At 45.0% G+C, this 15,298-nt stretch carries 18 protein-coding genes; all 18 read right to left on the bottom strand.

What is annotated here, in order from left to right:
- Positions 1–32 precede the first annotated feature (32 nt).
- Entirely contained in the window at positions 33–446 is a 414-nt protein-coding gene (gene umuD, locus ACY3ZI_RS08130; RefSeq protein WP_487377002.1) for a translesion error-prone DNA polymerase V autoproteolytic subunit, read from the bottom strand.
- Between the two features lie 146 nt (positions 447–592).
- Positions 593–1,057, bottom strand: a complete 465-nt coding sequence (locus tag ACY3ZI_RS08125) for a hypothetical protein (protein ID WP_487377000.1) — start codon at positions 1,055–1,057, stop codon at positions 593–595.
- Between the two features lie 63 nt (positions 1,058–1,120).
- Positions 1,121–3,529, bottom strand: a complete 2,409-nt coding sequence (locus ACY3ZI_RS08120; RefSeq protein WP_487376998.1) for a hypothetical protein — start codon at positions 3,527–3,529, stop codon at positions 1,121–1,123.
- A 195-nt stretch (positions 3,530–3,724) separates the two neighbouring features.
- Positions 3,725–4,135: a hypothetical protein gene (locus ACY3ZI_RS08115; protein ID WP_487376996.1), complete on the bottom strand. Its 411-nt coding sequence runs from the start codon at positions 4,133–4,135 to the stop codon at positions 3,725–3,727.
- A complete protein-coding gene (locus ACY3ZI_RS08110) occupies positions 4,135–4,581 on the bottom strand; it encodes a phage tail fiber protein (protein ID WP_487376994.1) in 447 nt (148 codons plus the stop codon). The genes ACY3ZI_RS08115 and ACY3ZI_RS08110 overlap by 1 nt, the downstream gene beginning before the upstream one ends.
- Before the next feature lie 11 nt (positions 4,582–4,592).
- The gene (locus tag ACY3ZI_RS08105) at positions 4,593–6,053 is read right to left on the bottom strand and encodes a DUF3383 domain-containing protein (RefSeq protein ID WP_154600739.1); all 1,461 of its coding nucleotides are present in this window, start codon (positions 6,051–6,053) and stop codon (positions 4,593–4,595) included.
- A gap of 9 nt (positions 6,054–6,062) precedes the next feature.
- A complete protein-coding gene (locus ACY3ZI_RS08100; protein WP_487376992.1) occupies positions 6,063–6,551 on the bottom strand; it encodes a phage neck terminator protein in 489 nt (162 codons plus the stop codon).
- On the bottom strand, positions 6,536–6,919 hold the full coding sequence (locus ACY3ZI_RS08095; protein WP_487376990.1) for a hypothetical protein: 384 nt from the start codon (positions 6,917–6,919) through the stop codon (positions 6,536–6,538). The genes ACY3ZI_RS08100 and ACY3ZI_RS08095 overlap by 16 nt, the downstream gene beginning before the upstream one ends.
- The gene (locus ACY3ZI_RS08090; RefSeq protein WP_487376988.1) at positions 6,906–7,358 is read right to left on the bottom strand and encodes a hypothetical protein; all 453 of its coding nucleotides are present in this window, start codon (positions 7,356–7,358) and stop codon (positions 6,906–6,908) included. The genes ACY3ZI_RS08095 and ACY3ZI_RS08090 overlap by 14 nt, the downstream gene beginning before the upstream one ends.
- Positions 7,351–7,827: a DUF4054 domain-containing protein gene (locus ACY3ZI_RS08085; protein ID WP_487376986.1), complete on the bottom strand. Its 477-nt coding sequence runs from the start codon at positions 7,825–7,827 to the stop codon at positions 7,351–7,353. The genes ACY3ZI_RS08090 and ACY3ZI_RS08085 overlap by 8 nt, the downstream gene beginning before the upstream one ends.
- 8 nt (positions 7,828–7,835) lie before the next feature.
- Positions 7,836–8,153, bottom strand: a complete 318-nt coding sequence (locus tag ACY3ZI_RS08080) for a hypothetical protein (protein ID WP_164529004.1) — start codon at positions 8,151–8,153, stop codon at positions 7,836–7,838.
- Between the two features lie 59 nt (positions 8,154–8,212).
- A complete protein-coding gene (locus ACY3ZI_RS08075) occupies positions 8,213–9,211 on the bottom strand; it encodes a DUF2184 domain-containing protein (RefSeq protein ID WP_108477888.1) in 999 nt (332 codons plus the stop codon).
- 9 nt (positions 9,212–9,220) lie between these two features.
- Positions 9,221–9,706 (bottom strand): structural cement protein Gp24, encoded by a 486-nt coding sequence (locus tag ACY3ZI_RS08070; RefSeq protein WP_487376984.1) that lies wholly within the window; start codon positions 9,704–9,706, stop codon positions 9,221–9,223.
- Between the two features lie 12 nt (positions 9,707–9,718).
- Positions 9,719–10,933 (bottom strand): DUF2213 domain-containing protein, encoded by a 1,215-nt coding sequence (locus ACY3ZI_RS08065; protein ID WP_487376982.1) that lies wholly within the window; start codon positions 10,931–10,933, stop codon positions 9,719–9,721.
- 12 nt (positions 10,934–10,945) lie between these two features.
- A complete protein-coding gene (locus ACY3ZI_RS08060; protein WP_487376980.1) occupies positions 10,946–11,701 on the bottom strand; it encodes a phage head morphogenesis protein in 756 nt (251 codons plus the stop codon).
- A 7-nt stretch (positions 11,702–11,708) separates the two neighbouring features.
- Positions 11,709–13,241 (bottom strand): DUF1073 domain-containing protein, encoded by a 1,533-nt coding sequence (locus tag ACY3ZI_RS08055; protein ID WP_487376978.1) that lies wholly within the window; start codon positions 13,239–13,241, stop codon positions 11,709–11,711.
- Positions 13,241–14,764: a phage terminase large subunit gene (gene terL, locus ACY3ZI_RS08050; protein ID WP_487376976.1), complete on the bottom strand. Its 1,524-nt coding sequence runs from the start codon at positions 14,762–14,764 to the stop codon at positions 13,241–13,243. The genes ACY3ZI_RS08055 and terL overlap by 1 nt, the downstream gene beginning before the upstream one ends.
- Entirely contained in the window at positions 14,718–15,257 is a 540-nt protein-coding gene (locus ACY3ZI_RS08045) for a helix-turn-helix domain-containing protein (protein ID WP_487377474.1), read from the bottom strand. Before ACY3ZI_RS08045 ends, terL begins: the two co-directional genes overlap by 47 nt.
- Positions 15,258–15,298 lie beyond the last annotated feature (41 nt).

The raw sequence follows: 15,298 nt of genomic DNA, 5'->3' as shown, positions 1-15,298 counted from the left end.
TCAAACTTTGTCGTATAAGCAGGCAGCAACACTCACACAGCTTTGTGAATAATGTAGGTTACAACCCCAAATATCTGAAGGTCTTGCATATCACCAATCAAGATAGGCGAATACTCTGGATTCATTGGTATTAACATAGGTGGATGAGACTTGAGTCTCTTAACTGTGAATTCACCATCAACGCTAGCGATAACAATATCCCCATCCTTTGGCGCCAGTGCGCTATCGACAATAACAACGTCACCATCGTTAATGTTTGCATCAATCATCGAATTACCCTCGACACGCAACATGTACGTGCTATCTGGGTGCTTAATCAGCGTACTGTTGAGGTTTATTCTCTCTTCCATATAGTCAGCAGCAGGTGATGGAAACCCCGCAGGAACACGGTCAAGGAATAACGGAATATTGATAATTGACTCAGAATCGATAAGTTCTAGCTTCATGATGCACCAAATATAACTGTATTTATATACAGTATATTCCAAGCGTTTAAGTTGTAAAGATCATTTTCACCCATCAAAATACTGTATACATACACAAAAACTTGGTGCTCATCCAACAAAAAAGCCCACTTGTGGGCTTGTTGGTTTCAATCGGTAGGCATTGGATGCTCTAAATTCTTAATCATCTTACAATCGTATACTAAAGTACTTGCATGCAAAATTTCATTCTTCATTCCAAGTGCAGCATAAAGACCTTCATTGGCATTTGCCCCGATAATAAAAATCTTATCTTTATTATCAGTATATTGGTAACTAACAGAGTCCGTTGTTTGGCTAGCCTTTTGGGCTATAGGTGGGTTTACAGAAATATCACCGGGGAAGGAAACTATAAACAAAATAGTATCATTCTCCATGCTCTCGGTATAAATAGTTGCTGACTTGAATTTTTCTTTTGATGCTCCGCTTTCACCTATACTGCCGTATGAACACTCGTAATTGCCATCTATAATTCTTACATTTCCGCTTTTATCCCTTCCTACTGACGGATTATCTACTTGACCAAATGCAACTAAAGGAAGTAGCGCCAATCCAGCAAAGATATGCTTAATCATTAGTCACCTCATGAATATTATTTCAGCATATTGTGCCATTGGATCGGCGCAAACTACAGCAATTTAAACTAATGGAGAAACCATCTGATAAACCTGACGAGTAGCTACCTGAGTAGCATCCTCCAAATTACCAGAAATAGTACTAGCAGTGGTGTTTATATTAATATCACCAAAGTTAGCTTCTACTTTGTTATTCACTGTTTGTGGCTGAGATTGGATCTTATTTGTTTGACCCAGAAAGTTACTTGCCTGATTGTTAACTCCTGACACTAACGGTTTATTTAAAGCGGAGGAAATTCCCTTGACGTTCTCAATTAAGTTTTGCTGATTAACCGAATATTCCTTTCCTTTTTGCTGCCCTTCCTTTTGGTCAATCACAGCAATAAGAGCATCCCTTTGTGCTGGAGTTAGATCCCCCATACGAAGATCTGTACTACCAAGCGCAGATAATGCAGCTCTAATGTACGCAGCAGTATCGTTCCCAGATTCTGGTGGCGAATGCGCCGTCAGCGCTTGAGCTACAGTTTTGTTCTGGTAACCAATCCCAGCTCCGTAATCGCCTTTAGTCCCAAGGCTCTTACCGCCATCGCTCTCAAATAAAAGCCAACGCCTAGCCTTATCTCCGGTCTCCCTGTTGGGGAATATAGCCATTGTATGACCTTGCGCGTTAGTATCATGACCGATAGCGCCATGCTTTCTGGCGGCTTCGCCCCAAATCATATTGCTAGGATTGTTATTTCTCCACGCCCTAGATCCGTCCTCTCTAACGATATCACCTTTATCAGTTTTATAGATGCGCTTATTTTGGCTAGGAACTTCTACACTAGTAGCCGTGAATGAATCACTGGAAGCTGATGTTAAACCAAATACCTTTTTCCCTGCGCTAATAGAGTTACTCCAGATATTAGATATGCCATCAGTGCCAAGACTCAAGAAACCGGCACCGGCTATCACCCCATCACTGGCTTTTGCCACTGCCTTAGCTTTATCCTCTTTGCTGGCATTCGGATCATTCAGGACAATAGCAGCCTTAGCAATATTTCCAGTTTTCTCGCCGACAGTATCGAGTAGCTCATCAAGCTTATCGAATCCGTCGCTAATCTCTTTAATCAGCAAGCCAAAGGCAGTAACCGCACCCGCAACAAGCAAGCCCGGTAAACCAAAGAGACGGATGAATCCAGCGCTAACCTTGGTTAATGTGCCGAGAATTCCAATCGCCCATTTACCACCAAACCACAGAGCAAAGCCCCCTAGTGTTACTTTCCAAGTTTCAAGATTGCCCTCTTGGTCAGTGAACCACTTACCTACTGTGGTTTCCTTGAACCAGTCTTTAAACTCATCAAGCTTTTCAAGTATCGGCGTAATCGTGCTATCCCACTTTTCCCAATACTCACCGAGTAATGATTCCCCGCCTTCTTTCCACTTTTTGAAGTCGTCATACAGCATCCATAAACTGGCACCGAGCAACAATAAAAGAGCAGGCAGTAAACCAATCGCACCAAACAGCCCCAAGAATGCCGTAGCCGCTTTTAGTACAATCGGAATTAGCGTGACACCGATTACCGTTCCAAGCGCCTTGAAGATGAATATAGCGGTATCTCTGTTCTTGTTCAGATAACCAAGGAAGCCCGTCACTGTAGCGGATAGTTTTAATGCATAAGGGATGAGGTAGTTACCAAGTAACGTTTTCAGCCCATCCCATTGCATACCGACCAGCGCATTTTGTTGTTGTAACTGCCGGCTGATTTCTAACTCTTGCTCAGACGAAACAACGATATCTTTTTGCAGTGCAAGTTGCCGCTCCATTTCTTGGCGACCCTGCAATAACATATTTATCGTTCCTTCATCAAAGCCCATATTCTTAGCGAAGTTATAGGCTTGAGGTCTGGACATTTGAGAAAGGCTATCGGCGACATCCAACAAGATATCATCAAGGTTTCTCAACTCACCGTTGTTTTTAACCACACCCACGTTCAGCGCGTTAAAGTAAGGAAGAATTGAGGTATCACCTACCGTCACCAAATCCCAAAGAGACTTGTTCAGGTTAGCCATACTGGAAGCCATGCCCTCAGCACTTCCACCCGACAGCTCGGCGGCACCCTGCCAGCGTTTAACTTGCGTGGCATTCATGCCGAGATTTTTACTTAGAAAATTAAGCTGGTCATTTGACCGAGCCGTATCTTCGATAAGCTTAGTTAATCCCGTGGACATGAATATGGTCGTGAAGAGTCCAGCCAGTGCCTTAGTCGCATTGTTAATCGACTTTGTGAAGCTATCACTTTGCTCCTTGGCTTTTTTTTGCTGCTCTCTCGTGCCTTTTAGGGTCTCATTTACGCCGCCGAGCGTTTCATTCAGAGCGTCGATAGAGTCCGCTAACTTATCGTTTTCAGTTGTCGCCTTTTTCGCATCGTTAGCAAAACCGCCGCTATCCAGTTTCAGCGAAACAAGAAGCGTGTCAATTAGCGTTGCCATCGTTTATCTCACTCATTAGTTGCTTGTTGTACGATTCGACCTGATGGATTTCTAGGAGGTTTAAAACATCTTCCAGACTGTAAATCGTGTGGAGTTCGTGAAGCGTTGCGTACTTCGCGGTTATCACTTGGTACGCAACAGTAGATACGTTATTTGTTTCAGCTAAAACACCATCACGAAGCGGTAACCCTGCTTTTAATCGTTCGAGCTGGAGCCACCGCCGTTCACTAAAAAATCCAAGTGAATAGCTAACGCCTCCTTGCGAAGAACGAACATGGTCGAGAGGTCTTTCACATCGGATTCAAGTAACAGAGGTCGAGCGGTTCCGCCCGATGGGATGGTTTGCACGCAATCCAGAAGCTCATCAAGCAGAGGGATGCCGACGTTTGGGTCAATGCCTGCCAGCGCCTTAATTGCGACATTAGCCATACCCAGCATTCCCATATTTGGACTGGCGCCTTCCAAGTCCACACCGCCATTAGCAATGGCAAACAATGCTCGCATCGCCCAGCTATCCGCCTTGGCAATTGGCATTTCGGTAACTTGATACATCATTCCGGCATCACGACCCTTTTCAATCGTGATAGTTTTTGATTTCAGTGTCATTAGATTTCCTCAGCACCTTCGAAGACCATGTTGAAGTTGTAGCTTGTTCCGTCGAGTAGCTTCTTGCCACTAGCCCCGCCGGTCAGAGTTGTAAACCCGCCAGTGCCACTGTAACGTTTTCCGATTGAAGGAATTTCGACAACGATATCCACAAATCTGGCTTCCATGTTTGCGTTAAAGTCCTTGCGAATGTTTTCCATGATTTGTGTAGATACGCTGTTTGCTTCCAAGTAAAGCGTCCATTGTGTTTCGTGTGGCGTGTAGCCGATGGATTGTTTACCATCGACACCCATGCGAGTCTCGCCGATATTTGCATCACCAAAGTTCCACGCGTTATCAGCCTGAAAACCTTGTAACTTCACGAACTCGTCATAAACGCCCTTACAGCGCAGCATAAGTACCGAGTTGGCAGACGTAATTGTTTTTGGGTTATGTCCCATGCTCATAATCTTTACCTTTATTGAACGTTGATTGATGGGAGATTAACTTGCTGAACACTGCCGCCATCGGCGTACCACAGTTTCAGAGGCATTGATTTACGAAGACCGCGTGTTTGCGCTGGAGTGTCTTCAATCTTCATGCACCAACCTGCCGTATTGATTTGAGATGCCGCGTCAAATCCAGCTTCGATGTTGATTTGTTTCTTTTGCTGCTCTGACAATGCAACACCCGTTTGGATGCCGCCAAAATTAAGCATCTGGAATACCGGATCCGCCACAGCAGAACGATGAATTGCCTTACCTGTTTCGTTGTAAGGTACAGATTTGAAGCTTTTCAGCATCGTCATTAACGCTAATTGGAGTTGGTTATTGAAGAACACCTGATTCACATAACTATCAACCCACTTGAACTTACCCGATACAGAGCCGGGATAGACGAAGATGAAGCGGTCATTAGCTGTGCCGTATGCACCGTAGAAGTTAAAGCCCATCGCGATTAATTCATCTGCCAGTGCTTTATCTGTCACTGAAGGCGTTAAACCTTCCTGTCCACGGAATGCCAAGTTTGTGCGACCGTTCAGCTCATCAAAGTTCAAGCTTGCTGCAAATCCACAGACAAAAGCTGCGTGTTTGTGACTACCGTAAAACAGGCACGTGCCGCCGATATCGGACTCTTTAATTGCTGAGCTGATAGTCTCTAACTCACCTTCGCCGTTTTCTGTTTGATACAGAACGTGCATATAACGGTCTTTTTGCAGGGCAACCCAGCGAGAAATTGCTAACTTTTCTTCGGCTGTAAAATCAATCGCGGCGATAGAGACAAAGTTTGTCGTTTCTTTGGTAATGCGAGGTAGCAACTCTTCGATAGTGTCTGCGTTGATGCCGTTATTCGCTTGCGCGCCAGACGATTCAGTTAATCCCATGAAAGTTGCTAAATCACCTTCAGCAAACGAGATTGAACCAACTGCACCTTTTGTTGCGCCTTCGATGACAAACACTTTAGCGCCTGTGTCATAGGTACACGTTGCCGCAGCGCCTAAAGCCGTAGTGACTGCCGCCGCCAGAGATGAATAGCTGTTAACCTCAGTTTCAAAGTTCACAGAAGTAACCTGACCATCGATAGTTAAAATCAGACCTTGTGGCAACGCTGCAAATTCGCTAGCAGTTCGAGTTGGGAGCTTAGCGCCAACTAACTTAGCCGCTTGGGCTGTCGTGACCATGGATGCGATAAATAGCGTATCAGGCAACACCGTGCAGTTATCAAAGCCTGCAAAATACACCTGCGCAGCTTCATACTCTTTAGAGTCTTTGCCGAACACTTCACCCACTAAATCAGCAGAGCCGAAAGCTTTCACGCCTAACATCGATGCTGGTTGCTTTTTGGTGATAAACAATGCGTTGAGAGCCAGTGGATTGCCGCCAGTGCCAACGACACCGGGCAATATCTGGACGATATCGCTTGCCGGAATAGATTTCATATTTTTACCTTAGATATTTGTGGTAGTAATTGAGATTTCGTCGACACCATCGACGTGATAGGTTGTTTCAGGGTTATATTGAAGTTTGACTTCAAGCATCATCCTGTTTTCGTACTGATTTGATTCGTTAACGAGGATATTCTTTCTAGGCTCACCACAATAAAGTGGCTGGCATTTAGTCATTCGAGAGGTTGTATAGTTACTTCGCCAAAGATTGGCTACAACACGAGAGCGTGAGTTTGCCTCGGCACCATAAAAATCCAGTTGAAATGTTGCCTCGACTGAAGACTGAGACGCCATTTCTTCTATCGTCGGATTCCAGTAATCAGAGGTGTAATCAAGATTGCGCTCAAACAGCATGTGCATGATAATACCGTCGATGGGGATAGCTTCATTATTCTGATACCCAACCACCACAGGACATGAGAACAACTCTATGAGATAGCGCCTAAGCTCAACGAATATATCTCGCTCAGTGACGCTTATTGTTGCCGCCATAAAAGCACCTTAACCCATGACGGGTACGATTCTATGACCTTGGTTACTAGCCACTCCGACACCTCAGATTCGCCATAAGCAACAAAGCTAATCTTATCTGCGCCTTGCTGGCTAACGCGACGAATAGCCTCAATCTGCCCTCTCGCATATCCGTAAATAAATTCCCCTTGCTGATTGATAACGCCTAAATGCTCAAGGTCTTGAGTGCTCAGGCTTTGCAATTGCATGGAGATTTCATGCTCGGAATACTTAGGAGTTTGATATCCAGCCTCGTCAATATCGAAACCTTCATTGGCTAACAGAGTCGCAGGCAAGTTTTTATTAACCACCTGAACAGCCGCGTTGGCGATAGCTCTAACCTTGATCATCGTTTACCTCATAACTAAATGAGTTCATGAGCTGCCCCGTGTCAATTAGAGGGTTGTTGAAACCTTTCTTCGCAACTGTCTCCTTCGAGTTTGGAGGTGTTGACCACGCTCTTACTGACTCGCGAAGGTCATCAATAATTTCCTCTCCAGCCGCTTGCAATGCCATAACACCATCACCGTTATAACTTCGGAACCCCTTGGCGATAATTGCAGACCATTTATCTTTATTCACTGAGATTGCATGCCTAAAGAAAGGTCTTGACGGGATATTCTCGGACGGCTCACCAAATTCCTGTTTGTACGCGACGGTTGCCACAAACTCGCCGCCACTTCCATCTTCATTTGATGGGTAGGTTTGCTTGTCCAATATACCTGCTCGCAACTCCAAGTTACCGTTTAGATATTTCTCCAGCGCTTCTTCAAGCTTGCTTTTAGCCATAATAACCACCTCTCCAAACAGGCATTGGCATAACACCAAGCGTGTACAGGAATGAGCGATATTGACTGGTTAAAGCCCAATACTCAGCACCATAAGGCGTTTGCGTGTACCACTTTTCGGAATTGGTTGTTGTGCCATAGTCCAGCGATACAGATACGCTTCCCTCGGTTGCGCTAGATGCTCGACCTACCGCGCTGTTGCCATCTTCGATATTGGATTGAAGCATAGCCATGTGAGCGACAAGCAAGAATAGGAGCATTTCACGCTCTTTCAGGTCTTTAACGCAACTAAACCTATCATTGCGCAAGAGCAGTCCAGCCTTAACGAACGCCGATTCTAACTGTGCGTCGGTGCCTTTGGTGTTGGGATAAATCTCGCGAAACTTAGCTACGTTAAACTCCACAACGCCATCGTTTATATTGCTGGCTGCTTGCTGGCTGCGATATTTCATCAGTTCGCGATTATTCATGTTATCCCTTACTCTTCTGCGGTCTGCACACCTTCAGTGTTTTGCTTCAGGCGCTCAGTTTTTGACTTGGTGTCTTTCTTTTCTTTTGACTCAGCTTCAACGCTTTTCACTTTTTCGTGAGCGAAGATGAGACCATTTTTAACGATGTCACGACCTTTGTTCTCTTCCAGCCATGCATCCCAAATCGACTTATCTACACCATGAGTTAAGCCAAAGCCGTTTTCGTCCTGAATGCCATTAGCAAAACCTTTCACTGTTACTCGCTGATTTCCAACATCCAGATACAAGCCATTAGCTAATTTGCACGCTACTGTTACTTCAGACATAAAATTCACCTATAAAAAAGCCACCCGAAGGTGGCAAGGATTAACAACGAGGATAATGATTAAGAAACCAGCATTGATGCAATGAACATCGGACGATAGATGATGCAGCCGAAAGTACCTTGAGAGCGCTTTTGCTTCCAAGATGACAGTTCGGGGATCATCGCGTGAACGCGCATTTTTTCAGTGAAGCTCAGGTCTAGTGTTTCTTGACCTTCATATTCACGAACAATCAGCTTAACTACTTCACCTGCATCAGTAGAAAATTCAGGAATGCTGCGAATTTCTAAGTTAGGGAAGTTTTTGTTTAACTGGTCATACACGTTAACGTTGTACTGGTTTGTTTTGTGCAGGTTAACTTCATTTTTCGGTGATAATAACAACACCATTGGGGTAGAGGCTTCTACGTGACCATTGGTTTGCTTGATTAGCTCGCCATACAGTTTGCCTTGAATGGAGTCATAAACACCTTGCCCGTCCATTGCTTCCCATGGAGTTGACGTCACATTAGGTAGTGAATCGGGGTCATTCAGGATGCCGTAGTTTTGCAGGCCATCAATCCCGTAAATGTAGGATTTGTTCTGGAACTTATTCAGCGTCAGTGCCGCTGCAATTTGCTTGCGAGAAGACCAGTCAATTTTAGCCGCACCAGCCATCGCCATTTCTTTCTCACCCAGACGGATAATTGTCTGATAGTGATAAGGTTGACGCATAGGCCAGTTAACGTTCACGCCCGCTTGACCGTTGTTGCTGTAGTCGCCGTAGCTTGACGTTTCACCGGTGGATTCAATCACTGGGAAGTGCGCGGTCTGAGTTGTCCAGTCGCCTTTTTTAGTTTCGCCAAAAATCTCAGCCATACGCATTGGCGTAACAAGCGTTTCGATTAACTTCGGATCAACGTAGGTGGTGAATAACGATAACACACCAGCGTTAGGTGTAGTCACTAACTCGCTATCCATTGCCATTTGTTTAGCAAGTGGCGTTAATGCTTGAGGGTTGTAACCTGTAGCAAAGACAATGCCAGCTCGCTGCTCAAGCGCATTAAAATTTAATTGTGTCATTACTTATCCTTACAGTGAGCTAGACATTTTAGTTAAGCCAGATGTAACCGTTTTGGCCACACGGAACGGAGTTGCTTCAACTGTTGCGTCTTCAGGGTCGATAGCGTCAACTGCTTTTGCTTTACCTGTTGCAACATCGGCAACAATAAACTGACCACGCTTACCGCCCGCTTCCAGAACGACGAAATAGTCACCGCCAGTCATGAGGGTAATTTCACGACCTTTAGGCACTAACATTGTCGCACCTTCGCCATATGCAGAGATGATCGCCTGATTGTTACGATGAACGAAACCGATCAATGCGCCTGCCGTTTTAACGTTGGTTACTAAGCCTTTTTCATCAGCCCATGCAAATAACCCCACCGTTACACCTGTAGCACCTGATTTTAACTGCCCCTCACCAGCCAGCATTGAGAAATGCGGGTTAGTCGAGGCAAAGTCACCAGCCACACCTAGTGGCAAGTCGTTATTCATTCGAGTTTGAAAACCTGTCATGATTTATCCTTATTAAGCCTGTTTGAAACGAGCAGTTAGCGGGTCTTCAGCGAATGCCGCAGAGTCCATGCCTAGACTTGCTTTTTGAGGTTGAGCGCGATTTTGCTTAACCATGCCAACCATTGTTTTGAATGCGCTAGGATGAACGCCAGAGATATCCACACCACACTGCTTTAATGCATATGCGTAGACATCATCTGCACTGTCCATGGCAACCTGACCGACCAGAGATTTAACTTCTTCACGCGCTTCAAATAACTTAGTCACACGTGCAACGGCTTGGTCTTCAGCCAACTTGATAGCCGAGTCCATCGCTTTATCTTTTTCACGGTCTTTGCGTTCGCGCTCTTCACGCTCTTTGATGCGCATAGCTTCTGATTCATTATCACGTTCAGCTTGCGTTTGCTCATCTTCGGCTTTTTTCTTAGCGTCATCTTCGTCAGAGGCTTTTTTATCTTCCTCTTTCTCGTCTTCAGCCTTTTTAGCCTCTTCGTCTTTAGCACCCACCAACGCTTCGGTAGATACTTCATCCATACCTAGTGCAACCGCATTCACAATCGCATGAAGTTGCGCTTCTGTTAGGTCTGAATCCATCCCTAACGCTGTTTTTGTTTGTGCGGCAATGTTAGCAAGCGCACCTTTTTTCAGTTTCATTAATTTCTCCAAATCAACTGTTTGATGGTCTGAAATAATAGCGTCTCGCCCGATTCTGCCGCGCTCGACTAATGCAACGTGGTTACCGATAATATTTCGCATAACTCCGTCGTAATACTGCCCTTCAAACTCTCCACTGGTCATATCGGCTGTATAGCCATAACCTGCGGATAGCTCTTTCATTTTTTCTGCTTCGATTAACCCGATTGCATACCCATCCCACACGCACAAATCAGCGAACATGCGTCCGTCCTCAAATGTGATATTTGAGCCGATAGTGCCAATGGTTGATTGTTTCTGCGGTTCGTCTGAATCGACTGGAATATGCTTGATGAGTAATTGTTTTTTGCTGAATGTATTTGCTGCTCGCTCTAACTCGACAGGGTCACGCAGCATGTAGTAAATCCGCTCGGGTTCTAATCCAAGCCTTTCACTATTTGGTATCTCTCTGCCGTAATAGGGATTTACTGCGGCTTTAGATATCACAGTACGCTCAACGGTTAGGTGTCCGTTTGCGTCCTTACTCCGCATTGATGTGCCACTGTCGAAAGCGAGGCTATCTGTCATCTTCATGACCGCCCCTATTTAAAATGGAAGAATTGCCTTACTGCCGCATCGACAATTTATTTTTTCACCCGGCAATATCCATTCGCCATCGATATACATACCTTTTTCAATGTCGAACTTCTTGCCGTGAGCCTTAACGTGTGATTCTCGTGGTTGCTTACCTGCGTGAGAGTGGATCCAAATCGCCTCTTTAATCCCTAGCTCTTTTCGCCTTGCTTGTTCAATAACTGCATGAGCCTTATTGGCTTGGTCACGCGCTATTGTCTTTGCTCGGTTTCTGGCTATATGAAAATCATGCGCCAAGTTATCGGTTAATGTTGCGAGGTCATATCCACCTGTTACCGACTGCCAGACATGCATCTGAACCTTGCTTAGATACTCGGTGCCGATGGATTTAATTAAACCAACATTTTCACCCATCGCAGCGCGCAAGGCATCGAGTGTTCGCTCGCTGTTTTGCATTCGAACAGTGAATCCCTTGCGCCTTAGCATCGCCGCAAATCGAGTGTCATAATTACCAACCGTTTTATCTATGAAGTCTTTTGCGACCTCTTCAGATATTGAGTTAAGTCGCCTATTCCACTTATCCAGCATGTAATCAGCAATATGGGCTATCCAGTCTGAAATTCCGTCATTGGCTAGAGCCTTTTTAGCTTTCCCGTGATATTCATTAATGAGAGCCTCATCAAGCTCCTTTCGGATATCCTTGAGGATTTGCATTAGCTCTTTGTAATACCACGCATGTATAGCCTCTGACGTCTTAATTTCAGGCATTACCGCATCACTCGGTCTCTTCCTCCGTATTTCCATAATCAGGAACTCCAAAAGGTGATGGGATTATCTTGTCAGGGTCGATAAAGCTAAACTTGCTTGATTCGTCCGTTGCAAGTGTCTGCCTAACCTCTTCACCGTCAACTGCACCAATATTCACTAACTTTTCAGCCGTTTCCGCATTGGTACGATTTACTTCAGCAATCTCTTTCTCATCCAACTGATAAAGTGGTGTGAACTCGAAATAGATTCCGTCATGAATTTCACCAAATAGATGAAGTTGAATAAGGTCGATGATTTTGTTTAGTTGTGGCAACAAGTGAGCATTTTGAAGTGATGAGATGTAATCGTAATAAACACGAATTTCACCATCACTATTCGCGTTCAACCCTGCTGGCGTGATACCCAGCAACTTAACTAATGGCGTGTGACTAGGTGCAGCCATTTGCTCTTGAGCTTGTCTCTGTAACGCATCTAAGCCAGACAATGGAGTATTGAACTGGAAGAATTCTTCTTTCTGCTTATCCGTCAGCATCAACCCGCGATTATCTCTAATCTGCGAGAACATCTGAGCACGCAGAACCATACTTGCGTTACTGCCGCCCGAAAGAATATCTTCCATATCGGTAGCTAGGCCAGTTAGCGAAAACGAGTGGATCAGGTCGCTAATTGAGTCCGTTGTACGCTGCCACCGTTCGACATACGGCTTCATTAACTGAAGCATGGATAAACCGCTAAAGTTATATGCTGGCTTCAGGATATCGCTCACAGGGCGCATGATTAGGGTTAGCAATCTATCAGCGTGAGTATTCTTGCCTAAAACAAACCACTGAGTAGGCTCGAAGAAATCAGGGCTAGTCGGGTCGGTTGAGTTGTACATGCTAGGGGTTGACCAGATAGGCTCAATCACTGCAAATCCGTTTAACTCGCCCGCCTTTACTCCTTCCTCGTTGATAAGTAGCGGTAAATCACGTTTGTCATCATGCCCTTTAATATCGAGGAAAATTTGAGAGCGACCGAATATCATCTCGTTCTCAATGTGACGTCTGAAAAGGTCACGAATACCGAAATCTTCAAGGGCTTGGTTAATTTGAGAAACAATATCTGATTTATCGTCCGCATTCTCACCGTCATCGCGTGATTTGACCTTTCCCCACTCTCGCGTCATTTCTTTCGCTGTGGTTTCAGGAACACTGCGATAATCGCTAGACTGAGACATAATCGCCAGCGCAGGATAACCAAGAAAGCCAGTATAGAAACCTACATCTTGGCTAGCGTACTGATTAGCGTATGCATATGTCCCGCAACTATCCATTGCAATAGGCGATTTCTCACCTTTAGGCAATACCAGCGGATGGAGATCAGGAGCTTTAATCTTAACTGGCTGCTGCCGCTTAGTTTCCTCAGTGACTAGCATCTGCATTAACTGCGTTTGAGATGCGGCTTTCTTCGCCTCTAACTCAAGTTGCTTTGTCTTTTCTTGCTCAATAGCAAGCTCCGCCTCTCGCTTTGACAGGCGTTTTTTCCATTTGAATAATTTCATTAGATACCTTCGAGTGCGGATGGGTCTATATTCAAGCCGCCACCTTTAATTTTCATTTCATTTATGGCGTCCATCATTGGGTCAAGTTGGTCATCGTGAGTGTTAAAGTCAGGGTTGATCGCTTCCATCTCGACCAGAAAATCATTTATGAAGTCCGCAGAAGCTGGGAGCTTTATGTACCCTGATTCTATATAGCCTTGTGAGTCCATTAATCGAGTGAATTTATCGGTACTTCTTTGAATCGCCCTAACGGGGCATATGGCTTCTTTCCTAATGCTTTGTATCAGCCCGGTACCTGAAGCCTTGTCTTCTATCCCCATATATCTCAATCGACCATTAGGTAAAGGTTTGCACTTATTCCAGAAAGCTACTGCTCTCCTTTTTAGCTCATCCGATTCCCACTTCCCCCTTATCATATCAATTAGATATAGATAACCATCAACACCAAGTCCCCAGTGCTCAAAAACAGAAAAGTCATTAACTTCCTTTGTTTTTTGTGCTGTATCGCCAAATATTGCCCGCCACCTGAGAGGTGGAAGCTCTTTATATTCACCGAACCATTCAGATTTAATTAAGCCGCCACCCTTTGCCGTGGGTCGCTGCTGGTACAGGGCATTCCACACCAGCGATCCGCGCTGCTTTGCTTTATCAACAAACGATTGGGGCATACGCTCAGGGAATAGAATTTCACCCGGCTTTCTAAGGCTGTATTTCTTACCGTTGAGTTCGTGAACTTCGTGTTTCTCAGCCTCCATAGGGAAGCTAACAACTCGCCACTGCTCTCCGCCCTCCTCAGCCTTTTTAAGTAATTGCCCTGCTAAGTCGTCTTTATGCCAGCGAGTAAGGATAATGATTATCCCGTTTATCTTTGGGTCGGCACGAGTAAAGAATGTCGTGTCATACCAGTCGATTACTGCCTCTTGGTATGTTGGGGATGATGCTGTTTTGTAGTCTTTTGCCGGGTCATCGATAATGCCGATATTCATACCCTGACCAGTGATACCACCATTAACACCCGCCGCACGATACGACCCGCCTTGAATGTCACCTTTGGAGTTGATTATCTCCCATAATTCAGCGGTACGTATTGCACCACCTGCACCAGCCCGACTAAGAGTTAGGTTGGTTTCAGGGAATATTTCATTGTACCTAGGTGATGTTATTATTCGCTGTGTATCGCGTGACATCCTATTAGCCAAATCAGACGAGTAAGAGCACGCAATCACATTCCAATTAGGGTGCTTACCTAGAACATACGCGGGAAATCGCCTTGACGCTGCCTCACTTTTTCCTGAACGGGGAGGGGCGAATATCATCAGTCGAGGCATTAACCCTGCTTCGGCATCCTTCAGGAACTGATCTAACTCCGCAAATAGAAGCTCATTAAACCAGCCAGTTTCATAAATAGGATTTGTGTACAGCGTGAAATCCAAAAGGTTATTTTTAGCTCTCTCGATTTGCCGCTGCTTGAACGCCTCAAGAGTCTGTAAGTTTCTCGTCGAGCTGCGACCTGTTTCTACCATGCCCCAACTCCTTTAACCTTTCCTCTAATTCTTCGTTGGTTATATCTGCGTACCGGATAGCGCCGCCATCTTTACCTGTGATCTCGTGATCTTGTTTGTCTCGCCACTTATCACGCTGCCTGTTCTTCAACCAGAAAATTGCCGCTGTTGTATCTGGCGGATAATGTTTCTCTATCTCGGTTTTGACTATCTGACTATCAATGACTTTGATATCAACATCAGGAGCAACGTAACCGCACGCTCGATTAAATAGCCTTTCAGCCACATCAGCATCAGCTAGTTGCTTACCCTTTTTTATGGACTCCAAAAACTCAATTTGCTCATTTTTCCAGTTATTGATTGTGGACTCTGCCACCTCAAAGAAATCAGCTAACTCTTTATCTGTAGCTCCAAGCAAACACAACTTTCTCGCCTGCTCTGCATATTCAGGTCGGTAAGTAGATGATTGCCCTTTATTACCGACCGCATTCTTATTGCCTTTAGGTGCGGCCATGTTCATATCCTCATAGTTAATTAAAAAGCCAACTCGAAAGC

The sequence above is a fragment of the Providencia sp. LY12 genome, assembly GCF_057621555.1.
This window is presented reverse-complemented; position numbering and strand designations above follow the sequence as displayed.